Genomic DNA, 22,093 nt, shown 5'->3' with positions numbered 1-22,093 from the left:
GTCGTCCCCGCTGTGGCGCGGCACGAACGCTTTTGAGAACGGCCACCCAACCGTCGAACGATGAGCTTGGACGACGCTGCCGAGGAACTCGCCTCCAGCCTCGGCGTGGACAAAACGGAGGTCAAAACCGATCTGGAAAAGCTCGTCTCGTACTCGGTGCCGATGGACGAGGCGAAACAGAGCCTGCGGCGGAAGTACGGCGACGGCGGCGGCGACGGCGGCGGGACCCCGCCGAAGACCGACATCGGCGAGATCACGCCGGAGACGGGCAACGTCACCGTCACCGCCCGGGTGCTGACGGTCGGCACGCGCTCGATCCGCTACGAGGGCGAAAACCAGACGATCTTCGAGGGCGAGTTGGCCGACGGGACGGGCCGGATCTCCTATACCGCCTGGAGTGACTTTTCGCTGTCGCCCGGCGACACGATCACGGCCGGCAACGCCGGCGTCAGGGAGTGGGACGGCCAACCGGAACTGAACCTGGGCCAATCGACGACGGTGACCCTCGAGGAGACCCCGCTTTCGGTCCCCCACGAGCCCGGCGGCGACCGGGGTCTCATCGACCTCGAACCGGGCGATCGCGGCCGGAACATCGAGGTCCGCGTGCTCGAGGTCGAACGGAAGACGATCGACGGCCGCGACGGCGAAACGGAGATACTCAGCGGCGTCCTCGGCGACGAGACGACCCGGCTCCCGTTCACGGACTGGGACACCCACGCGGGGGTGCGCGAAGGCGAGTCCGTCCGCCTCGAGGACGTCTACGTCGACGAGTTCCGCGGCGTCCCCTCGGTGAACGCCACCGAGTTCACCGCGGTCGAACCGATCCCCGAGGTGTCGGTGAGCGAGTCCGGGACCGAACTGTCCGCCCGCGAGGCCGTCGCGGCCGGCGGGGTGTTCGACGTGGTGCTGACCGGCAACGTCATCGAGGTCCGCGACGGGTCGGGGCTCATCCAGCGCTGCCCGGACTGCGGCCGCGTCGTCCAGAACGACCAGTGCCGGACCCACGGCCGCGTCGACCCCGAGGACGACATGCGCGTCAAGGCGATCCTCGACGACGGGACCGACACCGTCACGGTGATCCTCGGTCGCGAGTTGACCGAATCGGTGTACGGCGGCACCCTCGAGGACGCCTTAGATCACGCCCGCGACGCGATGGATCGGGAGGTCGTCGCGGCGTCGATCGCCGAGTCGATCGAGGGCCGGGAGTACCGCGTCCGCGGCGCGCTCTCCGTCGACGAGTACGGCGCGAACCTCGACGCGAACCGCTTCGAGGGGACCGACGACGACCCGGCCGCGCGCGCGAGAGCGTTCCTCTCGGAGGTCGACGCATGAGCCAGTCCGGGCCGGGCCAACGGGAGACCGCCTACCGGCTGTTCGCCGCGGAGTTCGAGGACTCGGAGCTGTCCTACAGCGAGAGCGACGAGGAGCGCGCGCCGAACTACGTCGTGACGCCGACCGGCGCGCGCGTGAACCGGCTGTTCGCCGTCGGCGTCCTCACCGAAATCGAGGACGTCAACCCCGAGATGGTCCGGGGCCGGGTCGTCGATCCGACCGGCGCCTTTGTCACCTACGCCGGGCAGTACCAACCCGACGCCCTCGCCTTCTTGGAACGCGTCGACCCGCCGCTGTTTCTCGCCCTGTCGGGGAAGGCCCGGACCTACGAGCCCGAGGACGGCGATCGGATCTTCACGTCCGTCCGCCCCGAATCGGTCAACGAGGTCGACGCTGAGACCCGCGACCGCTGGGTTGTGACGGCCGCCGAGCGGACCCTCGAGCGGGTCGGCGTCGCCGCCGCCGCGATCGACTCGGGCCTCTCGGGCGATCGGCTCGAATCGGCGCTTCTCGACGCCGGCGTCGAGGAGGGCCTCGCCGAGGGGGTCGCCCTCGCCGTGGAGCACTACGGGACGACCCCGGCGTACCTCGACGCCCTCAGGGGGCTCGCGATCGACGCCGTCAGGGTGGTCGCCGGCGAGCGCGACGAGGTCGACCGGCTCGGCGTCGCCCCCGACGAGGGCGGCGGCGACGCGAGTTCGCTCTCGACGCTTGAGCTCTCCGCCCCGGAGGCGACGGCCCGTTCCGCCGGTACCGCTGGTACCGACAGCCCCGACGACCCCGGATCGGTCGGGGCCGACCCGGTGGAGACGTCCCCCGAACCTTCCGGCGCCGGCGCCGGCGCCGGCGAGGTCGAGACCTCCAGGGAGCCCGGTGCGGACAGCGATGCCACCCCCGGAACGACCTTCGACCCCGCGGAGGGAGCCGGTTCGGGGGCCGGCGGTGCGACCGAACCGACCGCGCCGACGGGATCGAGCGCGGCCGACGGGCCGGCGACGACGGAGCCGGGATCGGACCCGGATCCGGACCCGAACCCGGACGGCGCGGAAACGGCCGCCACCGTCGACGCATCCGGATCCGAGCGGGACGCGGCCGCCGGGTCGGACCCCGACGGCGCCGGTTCGACGCGGGACGAACAGGCGTCCTCGGGAGCGGAGGCCCCGACCGCCGGAACGGGAACGGGAACGGCAACGGGGACGGAGACAGGAGCAGCGTCCGACACCGGCGACTCCGAGCCGGGTGGGGTCGACTCCGAGTCCGGCGAGGCCGATCCAGATGGGTTCGATCCCGGCGAGTTCGAACTCGACGACGAGGAGCGCCGCGAGGTCGAAGAGGAGTACGGCACGGAGTTCTCGACGGCCGGCGAGGTCGACCCGCCGGAGAGCGCCGATACCCCCGAGGCCGCCGCGACGGGCGGGCAAACGGAGGCGACGCCCGATCCGTCGGCCGCGCCCGAACCCGCCGACGCCGAGCCGCGAGCGGACGCCGAGGCGGCCTCCGAGACCGACGAGAGCGCGCCGAACGACGCCGAGGCCGGGACGGGCTCCGAGGAGGGCGACCTCGTCGACGCGGTGATGGACGCGATGAAGGACCTCGACGAAGGGGAGGGGGCCGACCGGGAGGCGCTCATCGATGCGGTCGCAGACGAACGCGGCGTCTCCGCGGACGCCGTCGAGGAGTCGATCCAGGAGGCGCTGATGAGCGGGCGGTGCTACGAGCCGAGCGACGACGCGCTGAAGCCGATCTGAATGCTCGAACCGATCCCCGGTCGACCCGCCGGGATCGCCGACTGCGGACCCGAGCGCGCCCTCGTCGTCGCCGACTACCACGCCGGCCTCGAGACCGGCCTCCGGCGCGACGGCGTCGAACTCGACAGCCGGGAGACGCGGCGCCGCGAGTCGCTTCTGGAAGCGCTCAACGCCCACCCCGTCGATCGGGTCGTCTTCCTCGGGGACCTCGGCGACAGCATCGGCACCCCCGGACGCGAGGAGCGCACCGAGATCCGCCGCGTGCTCGAGGCCGCCGCCGACCGCGCGCCGGTCACGGTACTAAAGGGCAACCACGACGGCGGGATCGAGACGGTGGCCGGCGGCGTCGACGGCGTCGAGGTGCGCGAGGGCCCGGGGGTGCGGATCGGCGACGTCGGCTTCTGTCACGGCCACACCTGGCCCGACGAGGCGGTCGTCGCCGCGCCGACGGTCTGTTCAGCGCACGAACACCCGCTCGTCCGCCTCGAGGACGACGTCGGCGGCGCGCGGAGCGAGCGGGTCTGGCTCCGGGGGCGACTCGACCCCGAGGGGTTCGCGGAGTACCCGAGCGTCGGCGGCGAACTCGTTGTCGCGCCGGCGTTCAACGACCTCTCCGGCGGGACGGCGATCAACGACGGCGACGGGTTCCTCTCGCCGTTTCTCCCACAAGGGCTCTCGGAGGGCGAGGCGTACCTGCTCGACGGGACCCGCCTCGGGTCGTACCGCGACGTCTGAACGGACGCGTCGGGCGAAACGAACGCGGCGCGTTCAGTTTGCCTCGCCGAGCCACGCGATCGCCTCGGCCATGTCGTGTTTCGGCGGCGAGCAGCTGAACGACCGACAGGCGTAGACGGTCGGTCGACCGTCTCTTGTGTCTCGGCCGGCCCAAAGCGGCGGGACCGACTCGACGCCGAGTTCCTCGAGCCACGCGCCGAGGGCGTCGTCGGTCGGCGGGCGCCGCGTGAGAAGCCGCCCGGGGAGGTACGCCTCGGCCACGGCCGCCCGCCAGGCCTCCGGGAACTCCTCGGCCGCGACGGTCAACTCGGTCGCGCCGGCGGCCCGATCGTGGCCGCCGAGGACGAGCGAGGCGTGCGGGAGCGGGCTCGATTCCAGCGTCGGGGCGTGCGTCTCGAGGACGGCTTCGGCGACGTCGTCGAACCCCTCCTCGGGGGCGACGTGTGACAGCGCCGAGAGCAACTGGACCGCGACCCCCGTGCTCGAGGGGGTCGAACTGTCCGTGAGCTCCTGTGGGCGCGCCACGAGGGCCTCGCCCTCGGTCGGGGTGAAATACAGCGTTCCCGCCTCGGCGTCGTAAAACGAGTCCCGGACGACGCGGGCGAGTTCGAGCGCGAACGCGAGGTGTTCGACGTCCCCGGTAGCCTGATAGACGTCGAGCGCGCCGCGGCCGAGAAACGCGTAGTCCTCGAGGTACCCGGGGACGCCGACGGCCCCGTTCTCGAAGCGCCGGTTGAGCCGCCGGTCGTCGGCATCCCACAGCCGCTCGCGGCAAAACGAGAGCGCCTCCGCGGCGACCGAGCCGTAGGCCGGATCGACGACGAGCGCGCCCTCGGCGAACGCGGAGATCATCAGGCCGTTCCACCCCGCGAGGATCTTCTCGTCTCTCGGGGGTCGGTGCCGCTCGCTCCGGGCCTCGAAGAGCCGCTCTTTGGCCGTCTCCATCCGCGCCTCGACAGCGTCGGTGTCCATCACCGAGTCCGCGGCGATCTCGCCGACCGGTTTCGACTCGGTGAGAACGGTCGTTCCCCCCTCGAAGTTCCCCGACTCGGTGACCCCGTAGCGCTCGCAGAACAGCTCCGCCGTCGTCCCCTCCTCGACGGCGTCGCGCACGGCCGCCGGCGTCCAGACGTAAAACGCGCCCTCCTCTCGGCTTCCGGTGCTGTCCTCGCTCTGTGCGTCGAGCGTCGAGTAGAACCCGCCGTCGGGGTGGGTGAGCTCCCGCTCGACGAAGGCGAAGGTCTCTCTGACGACGTCCGCGTAGCGCTCCGTGCCGGTCACCTGATACCCCGCGATGAACGCCCGTGAGATCTCGGCGTTGTCGTAGAGCATCTTCTCGAAGTGCGGGACCGTCCACTCCCGGTCGACGCAGTACCGGTGGAAGCCGCCGCCGACGTGGTCGTACAGCCCGCCGCCGGCCATCGCGTCGAGGGTCTCTACCGCCACGTCCCGGTAGGCCTCCCGACCGGTCCGGTCGTGGGCGCGCAACAGGACGTGGATCCGGCCGGCGTGGGGGAACTTCTGTCGTTGCCCCCAGCCGCCGTGCTCCCGGTCGGCCCGCCTGACGGCGGCGTCCGCCGCCGAGTCGATGAACTCCGCCTCCGGGGCCGCCCCGGGCGTCTCCGGGGTCCCCTCAAGTTCGCCCGTCACCGACGCGGTCCACTGCTCGGCCTGGGATTCGAGCTGTTGGCGCTTCTCGGGATCGTCCCACGAGGAGGCGATGTCCTCGATGACGGAGCCAAACCCCGGGGTGTTCCCCCGCGGCTCGGGGGGGAAGTACGTCCCGACGTGAAACGGCTCGCGGTCGGGCGTGAGCCACACCGAAAGCGGCCACCCGCCGCCGCCGCGGACCATCTGGCAGACGCCCATATAGAGGTTGTCGACGTCCGGTCGCTCCTCGCGGTCGACCTTGATCGGGACGAAGTTCCGGTTGAGCGCCTCCGCGATGTCGGGGTCCTCGAAGCTCTCGTCGGCCATCACATGACACCAGTGGCAGGCGGCGTAGCCGATCGAGAGGAAGATGGGCACGTCGCGCTCCGCGGCGAGTTCGAACGCCTCCTCGTCCCAGGGCTGCCACGCGACGGGGTTGTCGGCGTGCTGCCGGAGGTACGGCGAAGCCGTCTCGTCGAGGCGGTTTTCCATGCCTCGTTTGAGGGCCGAAGGGTACTAAACCCGGGGGAACGGGCCGACGCCTCCGCCGTCGATAGCACGTTATTTGAGTCGCCGGCCTGTCCTACCGCACATGGAACTCTCGCGTCGGGACGCCCTCCGCGCCGGCGGCCTGCTCACGGGGCTGTCCCTGGCTGGATGCGTCGAGGAACGGGTCACGAACCGGCGGACCCGGGTCGACTCCAGCGGCGTCTGGCCGCTCTCGCCGGAGACCGCCGACGCCGCGCTGTCGCGCGAGGCCTTCGAGGACTACGCCGAGCGCATGGGGTCGCGGTACGACGACAGCGGCGTCTGGGGGATCGAGGCCGAGCGCGCCGAGCGCTTCGAGACCGCCTACGTCCAGCGCTTTGCGATCACCCGCGAGACGCCGGGGGACCCGGGCGGCACCGAGACGAGCCTCGATCCCGACGAGGTCGACCCCGACGCGCCGCTTCTCGTCTCGAACGCCTGTCTCGCCGTCTACGGGCTCGAGGACGGCCGCCGCCGCTACTGGCTGTGGGCGGCGGCCGACCCGACCGAGGGCCGTCTGGTCAGAGACGTCGATCTGAGCGACCTCTCGGTGGGGCTCAGGCTCCGTCGGGGCGCCCTCACCGACGCGGCCGAGCCCTCGATCGAGGGCGACTCGGCCTCGGTCGGCCTCGGGACGGCCCCCTCGGCGACGTTTCCGCTCCGGGGCGGCGGGCTCAGGAGCACGCGGATCACCGGCGAGGAGGGGCGCTACACCGTCGAGTGGCGCGGCGAACTCGACGGGGTCCAGTCGGTCAACGGCGTCTGCGAGGAGGCCGGCGGCGGCGAGCACCGGCTCCTGTGGGATACGTCGCTCGGCTACAGCTTCGAGCAGACGGTGTAGGCGGCCGGCTACGCGAACTCCTCTTCGAGCGAGGCCCGCCGGACCTTCCCGGAGCTCGTCTTCGGGAGCTCGTCGATGAAGGCGATCTCCCGGGGGTACTCGTACTCCGCGAGGCGGTCCCTGACGTCGCGCTTGAGACGCCGCGTCAGCTCCCCGCTCGGCTCGTGGCCCGCCGCCGGCACCACGAACGCCTTCGGCACCTCCCCCCGCCTGTCGTCGGGAACGCCGATCACGCCGGCGTCGGCGACGGCCGGGTGTTTCGCCAGCGCCTCCTCGATCTCGACGGGGCCGATCCGGTAGCCGGCGGAGATGATGACCGTGTCCTTCCGGGACTTGAACTCGACGTAGCCGTCCCCGTCGAGGGTGCCGAGATCCTCCGTGAGCAGCCACCCGTCTTGGACCTTTCGGTCCGTCCGCTCTGGCTTGTTCCAGTACTCTTTGAAACAGACCGGATCGCCCTCGTACCGGACGGCGATCTCGCCGACCTCGCCCGTCTCGACGGTCGGCTCCGCCGTCTCGGGGTCGAGGATCGCGATCTCGTGTCCCGGCGCGCGCGGTCCGATCTTCCCGGGCTTTGAGGGCGTCAGGGCCGTGCAGTCCCCGACGATCATGTTGGCCTCCGTCTGCCCGTAGCCCTCGTGGACCGCCGCGCCGTCGAACACGTCCGCGGCCCACTCGGTGATCGTCTCGCCGAGCGACTCGCCGCCGCTCGGGACACAGCGGACGCTGTCGACGTCCCACCGCCCGGGGTCCGGTAGCTGCTCCATCATCCGCAGCGCGGTCGGTGGGGCGAAGAAGTTCGTCACGTCGTAGCGCTCGATGACGCCCATCGCGGTCGCGGGATCGAACGACTCGTCGCCGGTGTACGCGACGATCGGGGCCCCGTAGAACAGCGCCGGAAAGACCACGTCGAAAAGCGTCGCGACCCAGGCCCACTCCGAGGGCGTCCAGAAGACGTCGGACTCGTTGATCTCGAGGTCACAAAAGCCGGTCACGAAAAGCGGGAGGTTCCCAAGCAGGACCCGGTGGGCGTGCAGGACGCCCTTCGGATCGCCGGTCGTCCCCGACGTGTAGATGAGTATCGCGTCGTCCTCGGGGTCCGTCCGGGCGGTCTCGAAGGCCCCCTCGCCGGCGGCGACCGACTCGAAGCGGCGCTCCTCGCCGGTCGGGTCCGCGTCGCCGATGGCGATGACGGTCTCCAAGTCGGGGAGACCCCCCGCGACGGACCGGAGCGTCCCGGCGTTCGACCCGTCGACGAAACACGCGATCGCGCCGGCGTCCTCGAGCCGGTACCGGAGCGCGTCGGTCCCGAAGAGCGTGCTCAGCGGGACCGAGACCGCGCCGAGCTTCCAGCAGGCGAGGTGTGCGATCACCGTCTCGGGGCGCTGTCGGGCGTTGATCCCCACGCGGTCGCCGCGCTCGACGCCCGCCGCTTGCAAGGAGCTTGCGACCGCGTCGGCGGCGGCCCGGAGCCGCTCGAAGCTGTACCGCTCGGTCCCCTCGCCGTCGGTGGCGTACACCGCGACGCGCTCGCCGCCGTCCGCCCACCGATCGCAGGCGTACCGCGCCATGTTGAAGCGATCCGGAACCTCCCACTCGAAGGCCGAGAGCAGCTCGTCGTACCCGTCCCACTCGCGTTCGTAGAAGTGATACGCGTCGATCCGGTCCGGACTCGTCATGCGCTATTGCATACCAAGGACACGTATACCGTTTGCGGTGGCCCCCGACCGACGCGGCGCGTGTGGCGGTGATTTAAGACCGCCGATCGAGACGTACCGGTATGTTCGAGGCCGAAACCGTCTGGGAGTTCAGCATGGCCGACCGGGTGACGTTCGGAACGGGGGCCATCGAGGAACTCGGCGAGGAGCTCACCGATCGGGGCTGTGAGTCGGCGATGATACTCACCGACGAGGGCGTCGAGGCGGCCGGCATCGTCGAGCAGGCCGTCTCGTCGCTGCCGTCCGACGTGGCCGTCGAGGTCTTCACCGGGGTCGAACCCGACCCCTCCGTGGCGGTGTTCGAACGCGCCGTCGCCGCCGCGCGCGAGTTCGACCCGGACATCCTCATCGGGATCGGCGGCGGCAGTTCGATCGACGTCACGAAGACGACGAGCGTCGTCGCCGAGTACGGCGGCGACATACTGGACTACGTCGCCCCGCCAACCGGCGGCGGGAAGCCGGTACCGGGCCCGGGGCTGCCCGTCGTCGGGATCCCGACGACCGCCGGGACCGGCTCTGAGACCTCCCCGGTGTCGGTGATCTCGCTGCCGGACGAGCGGCTGAAGGTCGGCATCTCGAGTCGGCACCTGTACCCCGACCTCGCGTTGGTCGACCCCGCCCTGACCGCGTCGCTGCCGCCGGGGCCGACGGCCGCCTCGGGCATGGACGCCCTCTCGCACGCGATCGAGACGTACACCACCCGGCGCTACGACATGAAACAGCGGGCCGAGTCCGCCGCCGAGCGCCCCGACTACGACGGCCGGACGATCGTGACGGACCAACTCGCCCGGAAGGCGATCGAACTCGTCGGCGACAACCTCCGGCAGGCGGTCAACAACGGCTCCGATCTCACCGCCAGGCGCAACATGTCGCTCGCGAGCCTGCTCGCGGGCGTCGCCTTCACGAACGCCGGACTCGGGGCGACCCACGCGATCGCCTACCCCGTCGCCGGCGAGCACCACACGCCCCACGGCGTGACGGTCGCGACGCTTCTCCCGGCGGTGATGCGGTTCAACGCGACGAGCGCGTTCGATCGCTACGGCGAGATCGCCGATATTCTCGGCGAACACGTCGAGGGGCGAAGCCGGGACGAACGCGCCGAGTTGGCCGCCGACGCGGTGGCCAAACTCTCCGCGGACGTCGGCATCCCCGATGGCCTCTCCGAACTCGGCGTGACCGACGAGGAGATCCCGGATCTGGCCGCGGACACCATGGAGATCCAGCGGCTCCTCGACGGGAACCCCCGCCGCGTTGAGCAGACGGACATCGAGGGGATCCTGCGGCGCTCGATGTGACGCCGCTCGCCCCGTCGGTCCCGTCGCGTTCCCGCTTTCGGCTGGGGTGAATTTATCCCCGCCGTCGCTGAAGCCCCCGTATGCGACTGCAAGACAAGACGGCGTTCGTCACCGGCGGCGGGTCCGGCATCGGGCGGGCCGCAACGGAGCGCTTCGCCGCGGAGGGCGCGACCGTCGTCGCCGCCGACGTCGATTATGAGGCCGCGGTCGAGACCGCCGAAACCGTCGACGGCGACGTGTTCGCCCACGAACTCGACGTCCGGGACTTCGAGGCGTTCGACGACGCGATCGGGGCGACAGCCGACGATCACGGCCTCGACATCGTTTTGAACAACGCGGGGATCATGCACGACCCGACGCCGATGGAGGACCTCGGGCGGGACGCCCTCGACCGGCTCATCGACATCAACGTCAAGGGCGTGTGGAACGGCTGCGCGGCGGCGCTGCCGCGTCTCAAGTCCCAGGGCTCGGGCTCGGTCATCAACACCGCCTCCCTGGCCGGCGTCATCGGCTCCCCGCGGCTCTCCGCGTACTCGATGACGAAGGGTGCGGTCGTCAACGTCACCCGTTCGCTCGCCGCCGAGGTCGGCTCCGACGGCGTCCGGGTCAACGCCGTCTGTCCCGGCGTCACCGAGACGCCGATGCCGAAAAGCGGCCGCTCCGACGAAGAGTGGGAGGAGATGGCCTCGCGGATGGCGGCGGAGTACCCCCTCGGTCGGCTCGGCCGCCCCGAGGACGTCGCGAACGCGATGCTGTTTCTCGCGAGCGACGAGGCCGCGTGGGTGACCGGACAGGCGCTCGTGGTCGACGGCGGCTTCTCGTGCGCCTGAGGGGTGCGGACGCCGCCGGCCGCTCTCGAGCCGCCGGCAAGGGCAACGTTTAGGCCCCCGTGGACACCCGGGTTGGGTATGAGCGAAACGGTCCTACTCGTCGGCGGCGGCGGGCGCGAACACGCGATCGCGCGGGCGGTCGCCGACGCCGACCGCGGGGAGTTGTACGCCTGCGCGTCGAACCGAAACCCCGGCATCGACGCGCTCGCGGCCGGCTACGAGTCGATCGACGAGACCGACGCCGACGCGATCGTCGAGTACGCCGCGTCCGTCGGGGCGAGCTGTGCTGTCATCGGTCCCGAGTCCGCGCTGAACGCCGGCGTCGCGGACGCCCTCGACGACGCCGGCGTCTACGCGTTCGGCCCCCGGGAGTCCGAGGCCCGCATCGAGACCGACAAGGCGTTCCAGCGGGAGTTCATGGACCGCGAGTCGATCCCGGGCTGTCCGGCCTTCGAGACGTTCGACAGCGCTGCGGCGGCCGCCGAGTACATCGAGTCCCACGACGGGGACCTCGCGATCAAGCCGCGCGGGCTGACCGGCGGCAAGGGCGTCCGCGTCATCGGCGACCAGCTCACGGCCGCCGAGGGCGCCGAGTACGTCCTCGAAAGCGGCTACGACTCGTTCGTCCTAGAGGAGCGTCTCGTCGGCGAGGAGTTCACCCTACAGGCGTTCGTCGCCGAGGGCCAGTACCGCGTTTCGCCCGCCGTCCAGGACCACAAACGCGCCTACGAAGGCGACGAGGGGCCGAACACCGGCGGGATGGGCTCGTACAGCGACGGCACGCCCGAGCTTCCGTTCATGTCCGAGGCCGACTACGAGGCCGCCGTCGGGATCATCGACGCGGTCGTTGAAGCGATGCCCGAGTACAAGGGGATCCTCTACGGGCAGTTCATGCTGACCGCCGAGGGCCCGAAGGTCGTGGAGTTCAACGCCCGGTTCGGCGACCCGGAGGCGATGAACACCCTCCCCGTCCTCGAGACCGACTTCCTCGAGTTCCTCGCCGCGGCCCGCGACGGCAAGACGCTCCCGGAGCTGTCGTTTTCCGGGCGGGCAACGGTGTGTAAGTACGCCGTCCCCGAGGGGTATCCGACCGATCCCGCCGCGGGCGCGCGGGTCGCGATCGACGCCGACAGCGCCGGGCGGGCCGAGCTGTTTTACGCGAGCGTCGACGCCCGCGAGGACGGCATCTACACGACGACGTCCCGGTCGTTCGCCGTCGTCGGCGTCGAGGACACGATCGCCGAGGCCGAGGCGGCCGTCGAGGAGGCCTTCGAGCGGACCGGGACCGACGGGCTGCGCGTCCGTCACGACATCGGGACGGCGGCGCTGATCGAGCGACGCATCGAGCACATGGCGGAGCTCCGCGCCCGCTGAGGGGAGCCGACCGACGCCGAACGGAGCCGGACCGCCTCGCCTCGCTTCACCGCTCGGGAACCGGCCGGCCCGCTACTCGGCGTCCGTGACCGCCGCGCCGGGGACGTTCAGCCTGACGCTTCCGAGCCCCTGTTTTGCCTTCTGCTTGGAGGCGTACCCCTGTCCGCCGTCGGCGATGATGTTGCCGTTGTCGTGTCGGAGCCGCCAGCGCCACTTCCCCCCGGCGTCCTCGAAGAGTTCGAAGGTGGCGCTGCTCGCGTCCTCCCCGGGCGTGCCCGACTCCTCCGTCGACCCGTCGACGACCGCCGCGCCCGGCGCGTTCGTCCTGACGCTTTCGAGCCCCTGGGTGGCCTTCTGCTTGGAGGCGTAGCCCTCGCTGCTGTCGGCGATGATGTTGCCGTTGTCGTGTCGGAGCCGCCAGCGCCACTTGCCCGCGGCGTCCTCGTAGCGCTGGAATGTGGCCTTGCTCGCGTTCACGCCCGTCTCGACGTCGCCCTCGGCTTCCTCCCACTCCATCTCGAGTTCGAGACTGAGGGTGTCGCCCTCGCGTTCGAGTTCGATCTCGAAGTCGGTCTCCTCGGGCGGGTCGACGGTGACCGTCCGGTTCTCGTCGGCCGGCACCGGCTCGCCGCGCCCGAGCGCGTTGGCGATCCGACGCAGGTACGAGGCGATCCCTCTCCGGCTCCGCGTGCGTTTCTCGCCGTGTATCGTCTCCCCGGACATACACACCACACCAGCGAGCGAGGGCCCATAACACTGTTCCAGGGCTCCTACCGGGATCCCGCGCGGTTCAGGCCCCGTCGGCGCTCGCTTCGAGGGCGGCCAGGGCCTCGCGGGCCGTCTCGATGGCCCGCTCTCGTTTCGCCGGGTAGGCCTCGACTTTCCCCCGGAGCATGAGCCCGTCGCCGAGGCCGACCTCGCCCCTGTAGGCGTCCTGCTTGTCGAGTTGGATGAAAAAGGCGCAGTTGTCGTCGATCCGGTCTTCCAGTTCCGCCATGAGGCGGTCGAACGACCCCAGTTCCGCCAGCCGCGAGAGCACGTAGCGGATGTCGTCGGCCCGCTCGAGCCGGACGGAGAGGACGAGGATCCGATCGCCGTGGTGTCCCTCGTTGCTCTCGCGTTCGATCTCGGTGTCCTCGGGCAGGAACGTCCGAAGCGCCGTCTCGACCCGTTTTTCGTCCTCCGTCGCATAACAGAACGCCCGGAGGTCGACGTAGTGAAACGGGACGGCGCTCATCGTCTCACTCGTCCTCGGCGGGTTCGAGGGACTCCTCGGCGATCCCCGCCTCTTGTCCCTCCTCGAAGTCGACGATGTAGGTGTTGTCGCCGAACATCGTCTCGGAAACCTGCGTGACCTCGCCCGTCTCGCCGTCGTACTCGCTGTGCTTGTCGTGAAACACCACGCTGTCTCCCTTTTCGAATGCCATGTCTCCGCTTTTCGCCGGTGCGGAAAAAGCCCGTCGTTTCGGCGTACACCGACCGACGCGCCCCGATCGGTCCGAACGCCTTTTGAAACCCCCAGGCGTACTCGGCGCCATGTCACACCCTCCGCTCTGTCGGCTCGAGCCCTCGGACGACCCCACGGACGCGACGCGCACGGACCGGAGGCCCCGCCGATGACGAGCGTCGACGGCCTGTGGTATCTGGCCGACGAGGCAAGGCGCCGCGCCGAGCGGGCCTACCACCAGGTGACCGAGGCCCACGGCGACGGCTGTCTCAGACGGACCCACCGAAAACGCGTCTCGCGGGCCCGGTTCCGGACGCTCGCCGATCGGATCCGCCGCACCGGAACCCCCTATGGGGCTCACACGCTCGTCCGCCGCGAGACCGGCGAGCTGTTGGTGGTCAGACACGAGGGCGTCGACCTCTGGGTGCTCCCCGGCGGCGGCGTCGACGGATCGGAGTCGCTCCGGGGGGCCGCCGAGCGCGAACTCGACGAGGAAGCCGGCATCGACGCCACCTACCGGGGGCTCGCGATGGCGAACCGCGTCGAGATCAGCTGCCGCGGCTGCGATACGTGGGGGCTCCTGCCGGTCTTCCGGGCGACCGCCGAGACGGTCGAACCGACGGTATCGGACCCCGACGGGGAGATCAGCGCGGCGCGGTGGTTCGAGCCGACCCGTCTTCCGGAGGACACCCGCGACAGGGACGACCTCATCGCCGCCGCGCGCTCGATGTCGGTCGCCTGACCCGCCCACCGGCGACTACCACTCCACGCCCTCCCTCGCGTCGGCGTCCATCCGCCGCAGCGTCGCGCGCGCGTTCGCGGCGTCGTACCCGAACAGGACGGACTCGCCGTACTCCGCCGCGACCTCTACGGCGTGTATCAGCTCGTCGATGCCGACGTCGACGGCGTACAACTCGACGCTGAGGGGCGTCTGTAGCCTGTCCTCGAACCCGCTGGCGATCGCCTCCAGCCAGTAGGTCGTCCCGTAGTGCGTGTCGTACAGCGGGACGACGAACTCGTCGACGTGCGGTTCGATCGACGACAACTCGATGCCCGCCCGCTCGTAGAGGTGCCCCTCGTAGGGATCGGGGTACAGCGTCATGTACGTCCGCCCAGGGATCCGGTCGGCGGCGGCCTCGACGAACTCGCCGATGACCTCGGCCCGCCAGGCGTAGCGGTCCTCGACGGTCGTCTCGGCCGGCGGCGGCCCGTCGCCGCTCTCGTGTCGGTCCCGGACCCACGACTCGAAGCGCTCGTTGCAGCGCTCGCAGTAGCAGTACTCCGGCCGCGGAAAGCCGATGTCGTCGAGCCGCACGTCCGAACTGACCGCGGCGCTGTCGGCGATCATCTCGAGGAGGCCCTCCCGGTACCCCTCGTGCGTGGGACAGACGTAGGCCCAATCGAAGTACGTCCGCTCTCTCGTTGCGGGCTGACCGTCCGGCGTCACGGGGACGAGATCGGGGTTCTCCTCGCCGGCGGCGTTGTCGCCGAAACAGGAGATCATGCTCACCGCCTCCGAAAGCGGCTCCGAGGACCGCCCCGAGACGTCCTTGACCTCGTAGAACGCCCGATCGAACTCCTCCCACTCGGTCTCGTCCTCGTTTCGCGTGACGACGCCGTACATACCGCTAGTGGGCGTCCGGCGTGGGTAAATCGTTCGGAAGCCGGGACCGCGACCCGGCGAGTTACCGCTTCTTTACGTACAGCAGGGCGACCGCCGCAACCAGGACCACCGCGAGTGTTTTCTTCGACATACACTACGACACACAGCGCCCGAGGAGATAACTCTTCGCCAGGGCGAGGTCGGTTTCAGGCCGTACCGATGTACGACGCGATCGACTCTCGGACGATCGTCCCGCAGTACGCACAGCGGACGCCCTCCTCGAGGACGTCGAACCGCGAGTCGACGGGCTCGCTTTCGGTGGTGATGCAGTTCGCGTTCGGACACGAGAGCACGCCGCCGACGGTGTCCGGCCGCGTCACGCGCCGCTTGTCCGCGACCTCGAACTCCCGGACGATGTTGATGGTCGCCGCGGGGGCGATGAGCGACAGCACGTCGACCTCGTCTTGGCTCAACTCGCGGCCCTCGACTTTCACGATGTCCTTCCGCCCGAGGCGGTCGGAGGGGACGTTCATGCCGACGCTCACCTCCTCGCCCGAGGTCCCGTCGATCCCGAGTATCGCGAGCACGTTGAGCGCCTGCCCGCCGGCGATGTGATCGATGACGGTTCCGCTCTCGATCTTCGAAACGCGGAGTTCGGTGTCGGTCATAGTATCTGATCCAAAAGCGCCATCCGAACCGGGACGCCGTTGTGCGCCTGTTCGAAGTACGTCGCGTGGTCCGTCTCGTCGACCTCAGGGGCGATCTCGTCGACCCGCGGGAGGGGGTGCATGACCGTCAGCCCGGGGGCCGCCGACTCCAGAAGGTCGACGTCGACCCGGTACTCGCCGGCGACCTGTCGGTACTCGTTTTCGTCCGGGAAGCGCTCCCGCTGGATCCGGGTCACGTACAGCACATCGAGGCGATCTACGACGGCCTCGATGTCGGCGTGTTCGCGCACCTCTGCGCCGGCCTCGCGGAGGTCGTACCGGACCCCCCGCGGCAGACGGAGGCTCTCGGGGCTGATGAAGTGCTGTGTCGCCCCGAAGTTCGTCAGCGCGTGCGCCAGCGAATGCACCGTCCGTCCGTACTTCAGATCGCCGACGATACCGATCGTGAGGTCGTCCAGGCCGGCGTTTTCCCTGATCGTATGCAGGTCCAAGAGGGTCTGTGTCGGGTGCTGTCCGGCCCCGTCGCCCGCGTTGATGACCGGCACGTCGACGAACTCGCTGGCGAGTTTCGCCGACCCCTCCGAGGGGTGTCTGAGCACGAGCGCGTCGGCGTACCCCTCGATGACCCGGACGGTGTCCGCGAGGCTCTCGCCTTTCTGTACCGACGAGGAGTCGACGCTGCCCATGTCGATCGTGCCCCCGCCGAGGCGCTTCATCGCGGCGCCGAACGACATCTTGGTCCGGGTGCTCGGCTCGAAAAAGAGCAGCCCCAACAGCGTGTCGGGGTGTGCCTCGGCGAACGCCCCCGGATCGGCGGCGATCTCGGCGGCGCGGTCCAACACCCCCTCGATGTCGCCACGTGAGAGCTGTTTCGCGCTGATGAGGTGGTCGTGGCGCATTGTTCACCCCGGCGGCGCGGACGGTCTTGAATCCCCCGACCGCGGCGGCGGTGTGAGACGCGTCCCCGTCGACCGCGCCGACGCCGGCAGTAAGGACTCGATCCGTCAGAAGGTTTAATCAGGTCGGACTCGACTAGATGGTACGATGAGCGAGCGCCTCGACACCGGCATCGCCGCCCTCGATCGCGAACTCGACGGCGGCATCCCGGCCGGCAGCATCGTCTCGCTCGCCGCCGCGCCGGCCAGCCAGGCCGAGCTGTTTCTCTATGAGCTGACCGCGACCCGCGGGACGCTGTATCTCTCCGTGGACCGGACCAGCGACGCGGTCTCGAAGAGCATCGACGAGTCGCCGACGCGGACCGGCGATCCGACGGTCCGCGACGTGACCGGCGACGCGCCGCTCGATAACGCCTCGAAACTCGTCGCGGCGCTTCCGGAGTCGTCGAACCTCATCGTCGACCCCATCGACATCCTCGAACGGAGCGACGCCCCCCGCTACCGGAACTTCCTCAACGAGCTCCAGAACCACATCTACAACACCGGCGGCCTCGCCGTCCTCCACTGTCTCGACGGCCGCGACGTCCCCCAGCTCCGGGACACGACACAGCACATGGCCGACGTCGTCTTCGAACTCGAAACGACGATCGAGGGCGACCGGATCGAAAACCGGCTCGCGGTGCCCAAGTTCCGCGGCGGCCGGGCGCTTTCGGACGTGATCAAACTCGATCTCTCCGGGTCGATCGACATCGACACCAGCCGCGACATCGCCTGAGCCGCCCGTCGGCTTATGTGTCATCGCGCGACCAGACGGCCCGTGACATAGAGACCGCCGACAGCCCGCCGTGGCGGACGCACAGCGCACGGGCTGTCGAGACCCGACCGGCTCGGGGGCGTTTAGCCGGGGTCCGGAGGCCGGCTCCCGCCGCTTGCCCTCTCCTGTCGGCGCCGGCGCTGTCTGCTCGCACACTACCCGTTTAATACCCTCGGTGCCCGAGTCCCGCGCATGGAACTGTTCGGGACGGCCGGGGTCCGAGGACCCGCACGGACGGACGTGACCCCCTCACTCGCGCTGCGGTTGGGGCGGGCCGCCGCGGTCGACGGCGCCGAGTTCGTGATCGGTCGGGACGGCCGCGAGACGGGGGCAGCGCTCGCGGCGGCGATCGAATCCGGACTGCAAAGCGGCGGCGCGGACGCGATCCGGGTCGGTCGGGTCTCGACGCCGGCGCTCGCGTACGCGAGCCGCGGCCGGCGCGGGATCATGGTGACGGCGAGTCACAACCCGCCGGCCGACAACGGGCTCAAGTTCTTCGTCGACGGAACGGAGTACGATCGGCGCGCCGAACGGGACCTCGAATCCCGCGTCCGGTCGGACTCGCCGCCGGTCCCGTGGAACGAGTGGGGCGATCGCGCCGAACTCGCGACGATCGAGGCCTACCGGGACGCGGTCAGCGCATACGTCGCCGACGAGGCGGGGACCTGCGAGGGGGTCCGCGTCGCCGTCGATTGCGGCAACGGGACCTCGGGTCTCACGACGCCGCAGGTCCTCCGCGGCCTCGACGCCCGCGTCGCGACGCTCAACGCCAACGTCGACGGCCACTTTCCCGGACGCGAATCGAAACCGACCGCCGAGAGCCTCGCCGACCTTCGCGCCTTCGTCGACGACGGACCGTTCGACCTCGGGATCGGCCACGACGGCGACGGCGACCGGATCGTCGTCGTCGATGCCGACGGGGAGGTCGTCCACGAGGACACCGTCCTCGCGGTCATCGCCGAGCGGTACACCGAGACGAGCGACGCGTCCGATCCGGTCGTCGTAACGACGCCGAACGCCTCCGGCCGCATCGACGAACGGGTCGAGGCCGCCGGCGGTCGCGTCGAGCGCGTCCGCCTCGGCGGGCTTCATGAGGGCATCGCCGCCGCGAACGCAGAGGGCACCGACGACACCGCGGTCGCGTTCGCCGCGGAGCCCTGGAAGCACACCCACACCCGGTTCGGACCGTGGATCGACGCGACGGTGAGCGCGGCGCTTCTGACCGCCATGATCGCGGACCGCGGTCTCCCGGCGCTGTTGGAACCGATCACCGAACGGCCCTACCGGAAGACGAACGTCGAGTGCCCGGACGAGCACAAACCGGCCGTCATGTCGCGTCTCGAGTCGTTGCTCCCCGATGCGTTCCCGGAGGCCGACGCCGAAACCGAACACGGCGTCCGGTTGACGTTCCCGGACGGGTCGTGGGTGCTCGTCCGGCCAAGCGGGACGGAGCCGTACGTCCGCATCTACGCCGAAAGCAACCGGGTGGACGACCTCACACGAGCGGCGACCGAAACCGTCGAGGACGCGCTGAGCGACGTCTCAGAGGGCCGGGGCCGGGCATAGCTATTTGCCCGCCGACGCCGTTCTGCCGGTGTGACCGACAAAGACCTCCTCGCCGCGGCGCGGGACGCGGTCGAACGCTCGTACGCGCCGTACTCGGAGTACCGCGTCGGCGCGGCGCTCGAAACGGACGACGGAACGGTGTTTTCGGGCTGTAACGTCGAGAACGCGAACTACTCGAACAGCGTCCACGCCGAGGAGCTGGCGCTCTCGAAAGCCGTCGAGGCGGGCCATCGCTCCTTCGAGCGGATCGCGGTCAGCTCCGAGCGCCGCGACGGGGTCACGCCGTGCGGGGCGTGCCGCCAGTCGCTTTCGGAGTTCTGCGACGGGGCGTTTCGGGTCCTCTGTGACGGCGAGGACGGCACAACGGCGTACACGCTCGGGGAGTTGCTACCGAACACGATCACGTCGGAGCACCTCGAATGAGCGCGGACGACAGCGCCACCGACGGGGACGAGCAGTACCACCTCGAACTCAGCGACGGGGACATCGAGGGCCCGGTGTTGTTACCCGGCGACCCGGACCGGGTCGAGGTCATCGCCGACCTGTGGGACCGCTCCGAGCAGGTGGCCGACCACCGAGAGTACCGGACGCTCGTCGGCGAGTACGACGGCGAAGCGCTCGCCGTCACGTCGACGGGGATCGGCTCCCCGTCGGCGGCGATCGCCGTCGAGGAACTGGCCCGGATCGGCGCCGAGAGCTTCCTCCGCGTCGGCTCCTGCGGCGCCATTCAGGCAGACGTCGACGTCGGCGACCTCGTCATCACCACCGGTGCGGTCCGACAGGAGGGAACGAGCGACGAGTACGTCCGCCGGGGGTATCCGGCGGCGGCCCACGACGAGGTCGTCACCGCGCTCGTCACCGCCGCCGAACGCCTCGGCCACGAGTACCACCTCGGGGTCACCTGCTCGACGGACTCGTTTTACGCCGGCCAGTCCAGACCGGGCTTCGGGGGCTTCCGGACGCCCGAGGCCGACGCGCGGATCGAGGCGCTGCGAAACGCCGGCGTCCTCAACTTCGAGATGGAGGCGAGCGCGATCCTGACGCTCGCGGGCCTGTACGGCCTCCGCGCCGGCGCGGTCTGTACGGTGTACGCAAACCGGGTCACCGGGGAGTTCCGGACGGCGGGCCAACGGAAGGCGGCCGAAACGGCGTCGCTGGCGGCGGCGCTGCTCTCGCGGATGGATCGGGTGAAACAGGAAGCCGGCGTCGACCGGTGGCACGCGGGGCTCTCGCTCCCCTGAGCCGACCGACCCGCGCCGACACGGGCCACGTCCGAGAACGAAACCGACCGCCTTTGAACAGTAGAGCCGATCTCGGGGTCGTCCCCGATCTTACATGTTCGGGAACGCCTTTGCGGCGTCGCCGAAGCCGGTGACCGTGTTGATCCACCGCGCCGCGACGGTCTTTTTGAGCGCCTTCGCCGCCGGGCCGCCGAAGGTGTCTATCGGCAGCCCCTTGACGTTGTGAGCGACCGCCTTGCTGCCGACCGAGATGAGCGTCCCCTTGTCGTCGTACGTCCACTCCTTGAGCGGCTGGCCGCGGACGCTCCGGGCGAGGTTTTCGCCGGCGACCTCGGCGGCCTGCCAGGCGGCCTGCGCCGTCGGCGGCGCGGGGTCGTCCTGATCCGGCTGATCGATGAGCGCGGCGTCGCCGATGGCGAAGACGCGCTCGTTGGACGTCTGGAAGTTCGAGGTGGTCTCGATCCGGTTGTTCCGTTCGTCCTTGTCGAGTTCGGCGGTCTCCGCCGCGTCCTGCCCGGTGATCCCGCCGGTCCAGAGCAACACGTCGTAGTCGAGTTCCTTCTCCTCGCCGATGTAGACCGTCTCGTCGTCGACCTCGCCGATGAACTCGCCGGTGTGGATCTCGACGTCCCGCTCCTTGAGCAGCTTCCGGAGTTTCGCCTGCACCACCGGACCGTTGTTCGGAAAGACGTTGTCGAGCCCCTCGACGAGGTGGATCTCGATGGGCGCGCGGTGTTTGTCCCGGAACTCGGCGATCTCGCCGGCCGACTGGATCCCCGAGAGCCCGGCGCCGCCGATGACGACCTGTGCGGGATCGCTCCTGGACGCCTCGCGGGAGGCTTCGGTGACCTCGTCGTGGATCTCGAGGACGTCGGCGAGCGTCTTCAGCGTCAGCGAGTGCTCTTCGAGCCCGTCGATGCCGAAAAACGCCGTCCGCGAGCCGATGCCGACGAGCAGGTAGTCGTACTCGACCGTCGAGTCGTCGGCGAGAGTGACGACGCGCTCGTCGGTGTCGATCCCCTCGACGCGGCTCTGGACGAACCGCGTCGAGGGCTGTTTGATCTCGTCGATGTCGAAGGTGATCTTCTCTTTGATGTCCGGGTTCCGGATGCACCGGTGGGACTCGTGGAGCACGAGGTGGTGATCGACGTCGGATACCCAGGTGACATCCGCCTCGCCGTCGAGTTCCGATTCAAGCCGCTTGATCGCACCAGTGCCGGCGTAACCCGACCCGAGCACGACGACGTCGTCCGTCATACCTCTCTAGTGTGTTCCCTCCGATACAAACCTGTTGAAACCGATCCGACCGGAACGCTCCGGTCGGTCCCGGGGCGTCCGCCCGCCCCGATCAGTGGAGCGGCTCCTCGTCGCCGGCCGGCGCCTCCATGTTGTCGATCGTGAGAATGAGGCTGTTGTTCGTGTCGTCTTTGCCCTCGAGGTTCCCCTCGATGAGGAGCTTCGAGAGCGGCGTCGGTCCGACGCTTATCGCGTCGCCCTCGTCGAACTCCGACATCGTCCCCTGGAGTTTGATCTCGGCCCGACAGAGCTCCGGGTGATGGACGCTCGTCAGATCGATCTCCTGGACGTTCGCGCTCGTGATGAGTTCGCCTTCGTGCCGGAACGGGACGTCCGCCGCCTGCTCCATCTCCTGTATCTTGAGCGTGTCGTAGGCCGTCGCCGTCGGCTTGTACCCGCCTTTCGGGCCCGGTACCCCCTCGACGAGCTGTAGGGCCTTGAGGCTCTGCATCTGGTTGCGGATCGTCCCGGGGTTCCTGTCGACCTTCGACGCGATGTCCTCGCCCTTGAC

The 22,093-nt window shown here is 69.9% G+C and carries 22 protein-coding genes; 12 read left to right on the top strand and 10 right to left on the bottom strand.

From position 1 onward, the window contains the following. Window positions 1-60 precede the first annotated feature (60 nt). The 3 genes from Q0916_RS09095 to Q0916_RS09085 are packed head-to-tail and all read left to right on the top strand — an operon-like array spanning window position 61 to window position 3,815. Window positions 61-1,332: a Single-stranded DNA binding protein gene (locus tag Q0916_RS09095; protein WP_299236793.1), complete on the top strand. Its 1,272-nt coding sequence runs from the start codon at window positions 61-63 to the stop codon at window positions 1,330-1,332. Then, window positions 1,329-3,080: a hypothetical protein gene (locus Q0916_RS09090; protein WP_299236791.1), complete on the top strand. Its 1,752-nt coding sequence runs from the start codon at window positions 1,329-1,331 to the stop codon at window positions 3,078-3,080. Before Q0916_RS09095 ends, Q0916_RS09090 begins: the two co-directional genes overlap by 4 nt. Continuing rightward, complete coding sequence (locus Q0916_RS09085) at window positions 3,081-3,815, top strand: metallophosphoesterase (protein WP_299236789.1); 735 nt, start codon at window positions 3,081-3,083, stop codon at window positions 3,813-3,815. It begins immediately after the preceding gene. Window positions 3,816-3,848: 33 nt separating this feature from the next. Here the strand turns inward: Q0916_RS09085 and Q0916_RS09080 are convergent, their stop codons facing one another. Then, window positions 3,849-5,957, bottom strand: coding sequence for a thioredoxin domain-containing protein (locus Q0916_RS09080; protein WP_299236787.1), 2,109 nt, complete (start codon window positions 5,955-5,957; stop codon window positions 3,849-3,851). A gap of 100 nt (window positions 5,958-6,057) precedes the next feature. On the opposite strand from Q0916_RS09080, the gene Q0916_RS09075 reads away from it, so the two are divergent. After that, a complete protein-coding gene (locus Q0916_RS09075) occupies window positions 6,058-6,834 on the top strand; it encodes a hypothetical protein (RefSeq protein WP_299236785.1) in 777 nt (258 codons plus the stop codon). An 8-nt stretch (window positions 6,835-6,842) separates the two neighbouring features. Here Q0916_RS09075 and Q0916_RS09070 read toward each other — a convergent pair whose 3' ends face one another. Further along, window positions 6,843-8,513 carry an acyl-CoA synthetase gene (locus tag Q0916_RS09070; protein WP_299236783.1) on the bottom strand — a complete coding sequence of 557 codons (1,671 nt, stop codon included), beginning with the start codon at window positions 8,511-8,513 and terminating at the stop codon, window positions 6,843-6,845. 101 nt (window positions 8,514-8,614) lie between these two features. Between Q0916_RS09070 and Q0916_RS09065 the strand changes: the two genes are divergently transcribed. The 3 genes from Q0916_RS09065 (at window position 8,615) to purD (ending at window position 12,051) form a co-directional block, all read left to right on the top strand. Further along, a complete protein-coding gene (locus Q0916_RS09065; protein ID WP_299236782.1) occupies window positions 8,615-9,847 on the top strand; it encodes a hydroxyacid-oxoacid transhydrogenase in 1,233 nt (410 codons plus the stop codon). An 80-nt stretch (window positions 9,848-9,927) separates the two neighbouring features. Then, entirely contained in the window at window positions 9,928-10,677 is a 750-nt protein-coding gene (locus tag Q0916_RS09060; protein ID WP_299236780.1) for an SDR family NAD(P)-dependent oxidoreductase, read from the top strand. Window positions 10,678-10,755: 78 nt separating this feature from the next. Beyond that, a complete protein-coding gene (gene purD, locus Q0916_RS09055; RefSeq protein WP_299236778.1) occupies window positions 10,756-12,051 on the top strand; it encodes a phosphoribosylamine--glycine ligase in 1,296 nt (431 codons plus the stop codon). Between the two features lie 72 nt (window positions 12,052-12,123). Here purD and Q0916_RS09050 read toward each other — a convergent pair whose 3' ends face one another. The 3 genes from Q0916_RS09050 to Q0916_RS09040 form a co-directional block, all read right to left on the bottom strand. After that, window positions 12,124-12,774 carry an HVO_2922 family protein gene (locus Q0916_RS09050; RefSeq protein WP_299236776.1) on the bottom strand — a complete coding sequence of 217 codons (651 nt, stop codon included), beginning with the start codon at window positions 12,772-12,774 and terminating at the stop codon, window positions 12,124-12,126. Window positions 12,775-12,841: 67 nt separating this feature from the next. Continuing rightward, the gene (locus Q0916_RS09045; RefSeq protein ID WP_299236774.1) at window positions 12,842-13,288 is read right to left on the bottom strand and encodes an RNA-binding protein; all 447 of its coding nucleotides are present in this window, start codon (window positions 13,286-13,288) and stop codon (window positions 12,842-12,844) included. Window positions 13,289-13,292: 4 nt separating this feature from the next. Further along, window positions 13,293-13,478 (bottom strand): DUF1918 domain-containing protein, encoded by a 186-nt coding sequence (locus Q0916_RS09040; RefSeq protein WP_299236772.1) that lies wholly within the window; start codon window positions 13,476-13,478, stop codon window positions 13,293-13,295. 189 nt (window positions 13,479-13,667) lie between these two features. Between Q0916_RS09040 and Q0916_RS09035 the strand changes: the two genes are divergently transcribed. Beyond that, window positions 13,668-14,240, top strand: coding sequence for an NUDIX hydrolase (locus tag Q0916_RS09035; RefSeq protein ID WP_299236770.1), 573 nt, complete (start codon window positions 13,668-13,670; stop codon window positions 14,238-14,240). Between the two features lie 15 nt (window positions 14,241-14,255). Here Q0916_RS09035 and Q0916_RS09030 read toward each other — a convergent pair whose 3' ends face one another. From Q0916_RS09030 to pyrB, 3 genes are all read right to left on the bottom strand, one after another. Continuing rightward, the gene (locus tag Q0916_RS09030) at window positions 14,256-15,122 is read right to left on the bottom strand and encodes a hypothetical protein (RefSeq protein WP_299236768.1); all 867 of its coding nucleotides are present in this window, start codon (window positions 15,120-15,122) and stop codon (window positions 14,256-14,258) included. 185 nt (window positions 15,123-15,307) lie between these two features. Then, on the bottom strand, window positions 15,308-15,769 hold the full coding sequence (pyrI, locus tag Q0916_RS09025; protein ID WP_299236766.1) for an aspartate carbamoyltransferase regulatory subunit: 462 nt from the start codon (window positions 15,767-15,769) through the stop codon (window positions 15,308-15,310). Continuing rightward, window positions 15,766-16,668: an aspartate carbamoyltransferase gene (pyrB, locus tag Q0916_RS09020; RefSeq protein ID WP_299236764.1), complete on the bottom strand. Its 903-nt coding sequence runs from the start codon at window positions 16,666-16,668 to the stop codon at window positions 15,766-15,768. Before pyrB ends, pyrI begins: the two co-directional genes overlap by 4 nt. A gap of 145 nt (window positions 16,669-16,813) precedes the next feature. Here pyrB and Q0916_RS09015 point away from each other — a divergent pair, with 145 nt between their 5' ends. From Q0916_RS09015 to Q0916_RS09000, 4 genes are all read left to right on the top strand, one after another. Further along, on the top strand, window positions 16,814-17,440 hold the full coding sequence (locus tag Q0916_RS09015; protein WP_299236762.1) for an RAD55 family ATPase: 627 nt from the start codon (window positions 16,814-16,816) through the stop codon (window positions 17,438-17,440). A 231-nt stretch (window positions 17,441-17,671) separates the two neighbouring features. Next, entirely contained in the window at window positions 17,672-19,045 is a 1,374-nt protein-coding gene (locus tag Q0916_RS09010; RefSeq protein ID WP_299236760.1) for a phosphomannomutase, read from the top strand. Between the two features lie 30 nt (window positions 19,046-19,075). After that, on the top strand, window positions 19,076-19,468 hold the full coding sequence (gene cdd / locus Q0916_RS09005) for a cytidine deaminase (RefSeq protein WP_299236758.1): 393 nt from the start codon (window positions 19,076-19,078) through the stop codon (window positions 19,466-19,468). Further along, entirely contained in the window at window positions 19,465-20,286 is an 822-nt protein-coding gene (locus Q0916_RS09000; RefSeq protein WP_299236756.1) for a nucleoside phosphorylase, read from the top strand. The genes cdd and Q0916_RS09000 overlap by 4 nt, the downstream gene beginning before the upstream one ends. A 90-nt stretch (window positions 20,287-20,376) precedes the next feature. On the opposite strand, the gene Q0916_RS08995 is transcribed toward Q0916_RS09000, so the two are convergent. Continuing rightward, window positions 20,377-21,543 (bottom strand): NAD(P)/FAD-dependent oxidoreductase, encoded by a 1,167-nt coding sequence (locus Q0916_RS08995; protein ID WP_299236754.1) that lies wholly within the window; start codon window positions 21,541-21,543, stop codon window positions 20,377-20,379. Between the two features lie 91 nt (window positions 21,544-21,634). Further along, window positions 21,635-22,093 (bottom strand): TrmB family transcriptional regulator (locus tag Q0916_RS08990; RefSeq protein ID WP_299236753.1); only part of this gene is annotated, 459 nt, incomplete at its 5' end.

This window comes from Natronomonas sp. (assembly GCF_028274965.1).
In the GTDB taxonomy this organism is placed as follows: Archaea; Halobacteriota; Halobacteria; order Halobacteriales; family Haloarculaceae; genus Natronomonas.
Note: the sequence above shows the minus strand (reverse complement) of the source record. Positions and strands in the feature narration are given on the sequence as shown.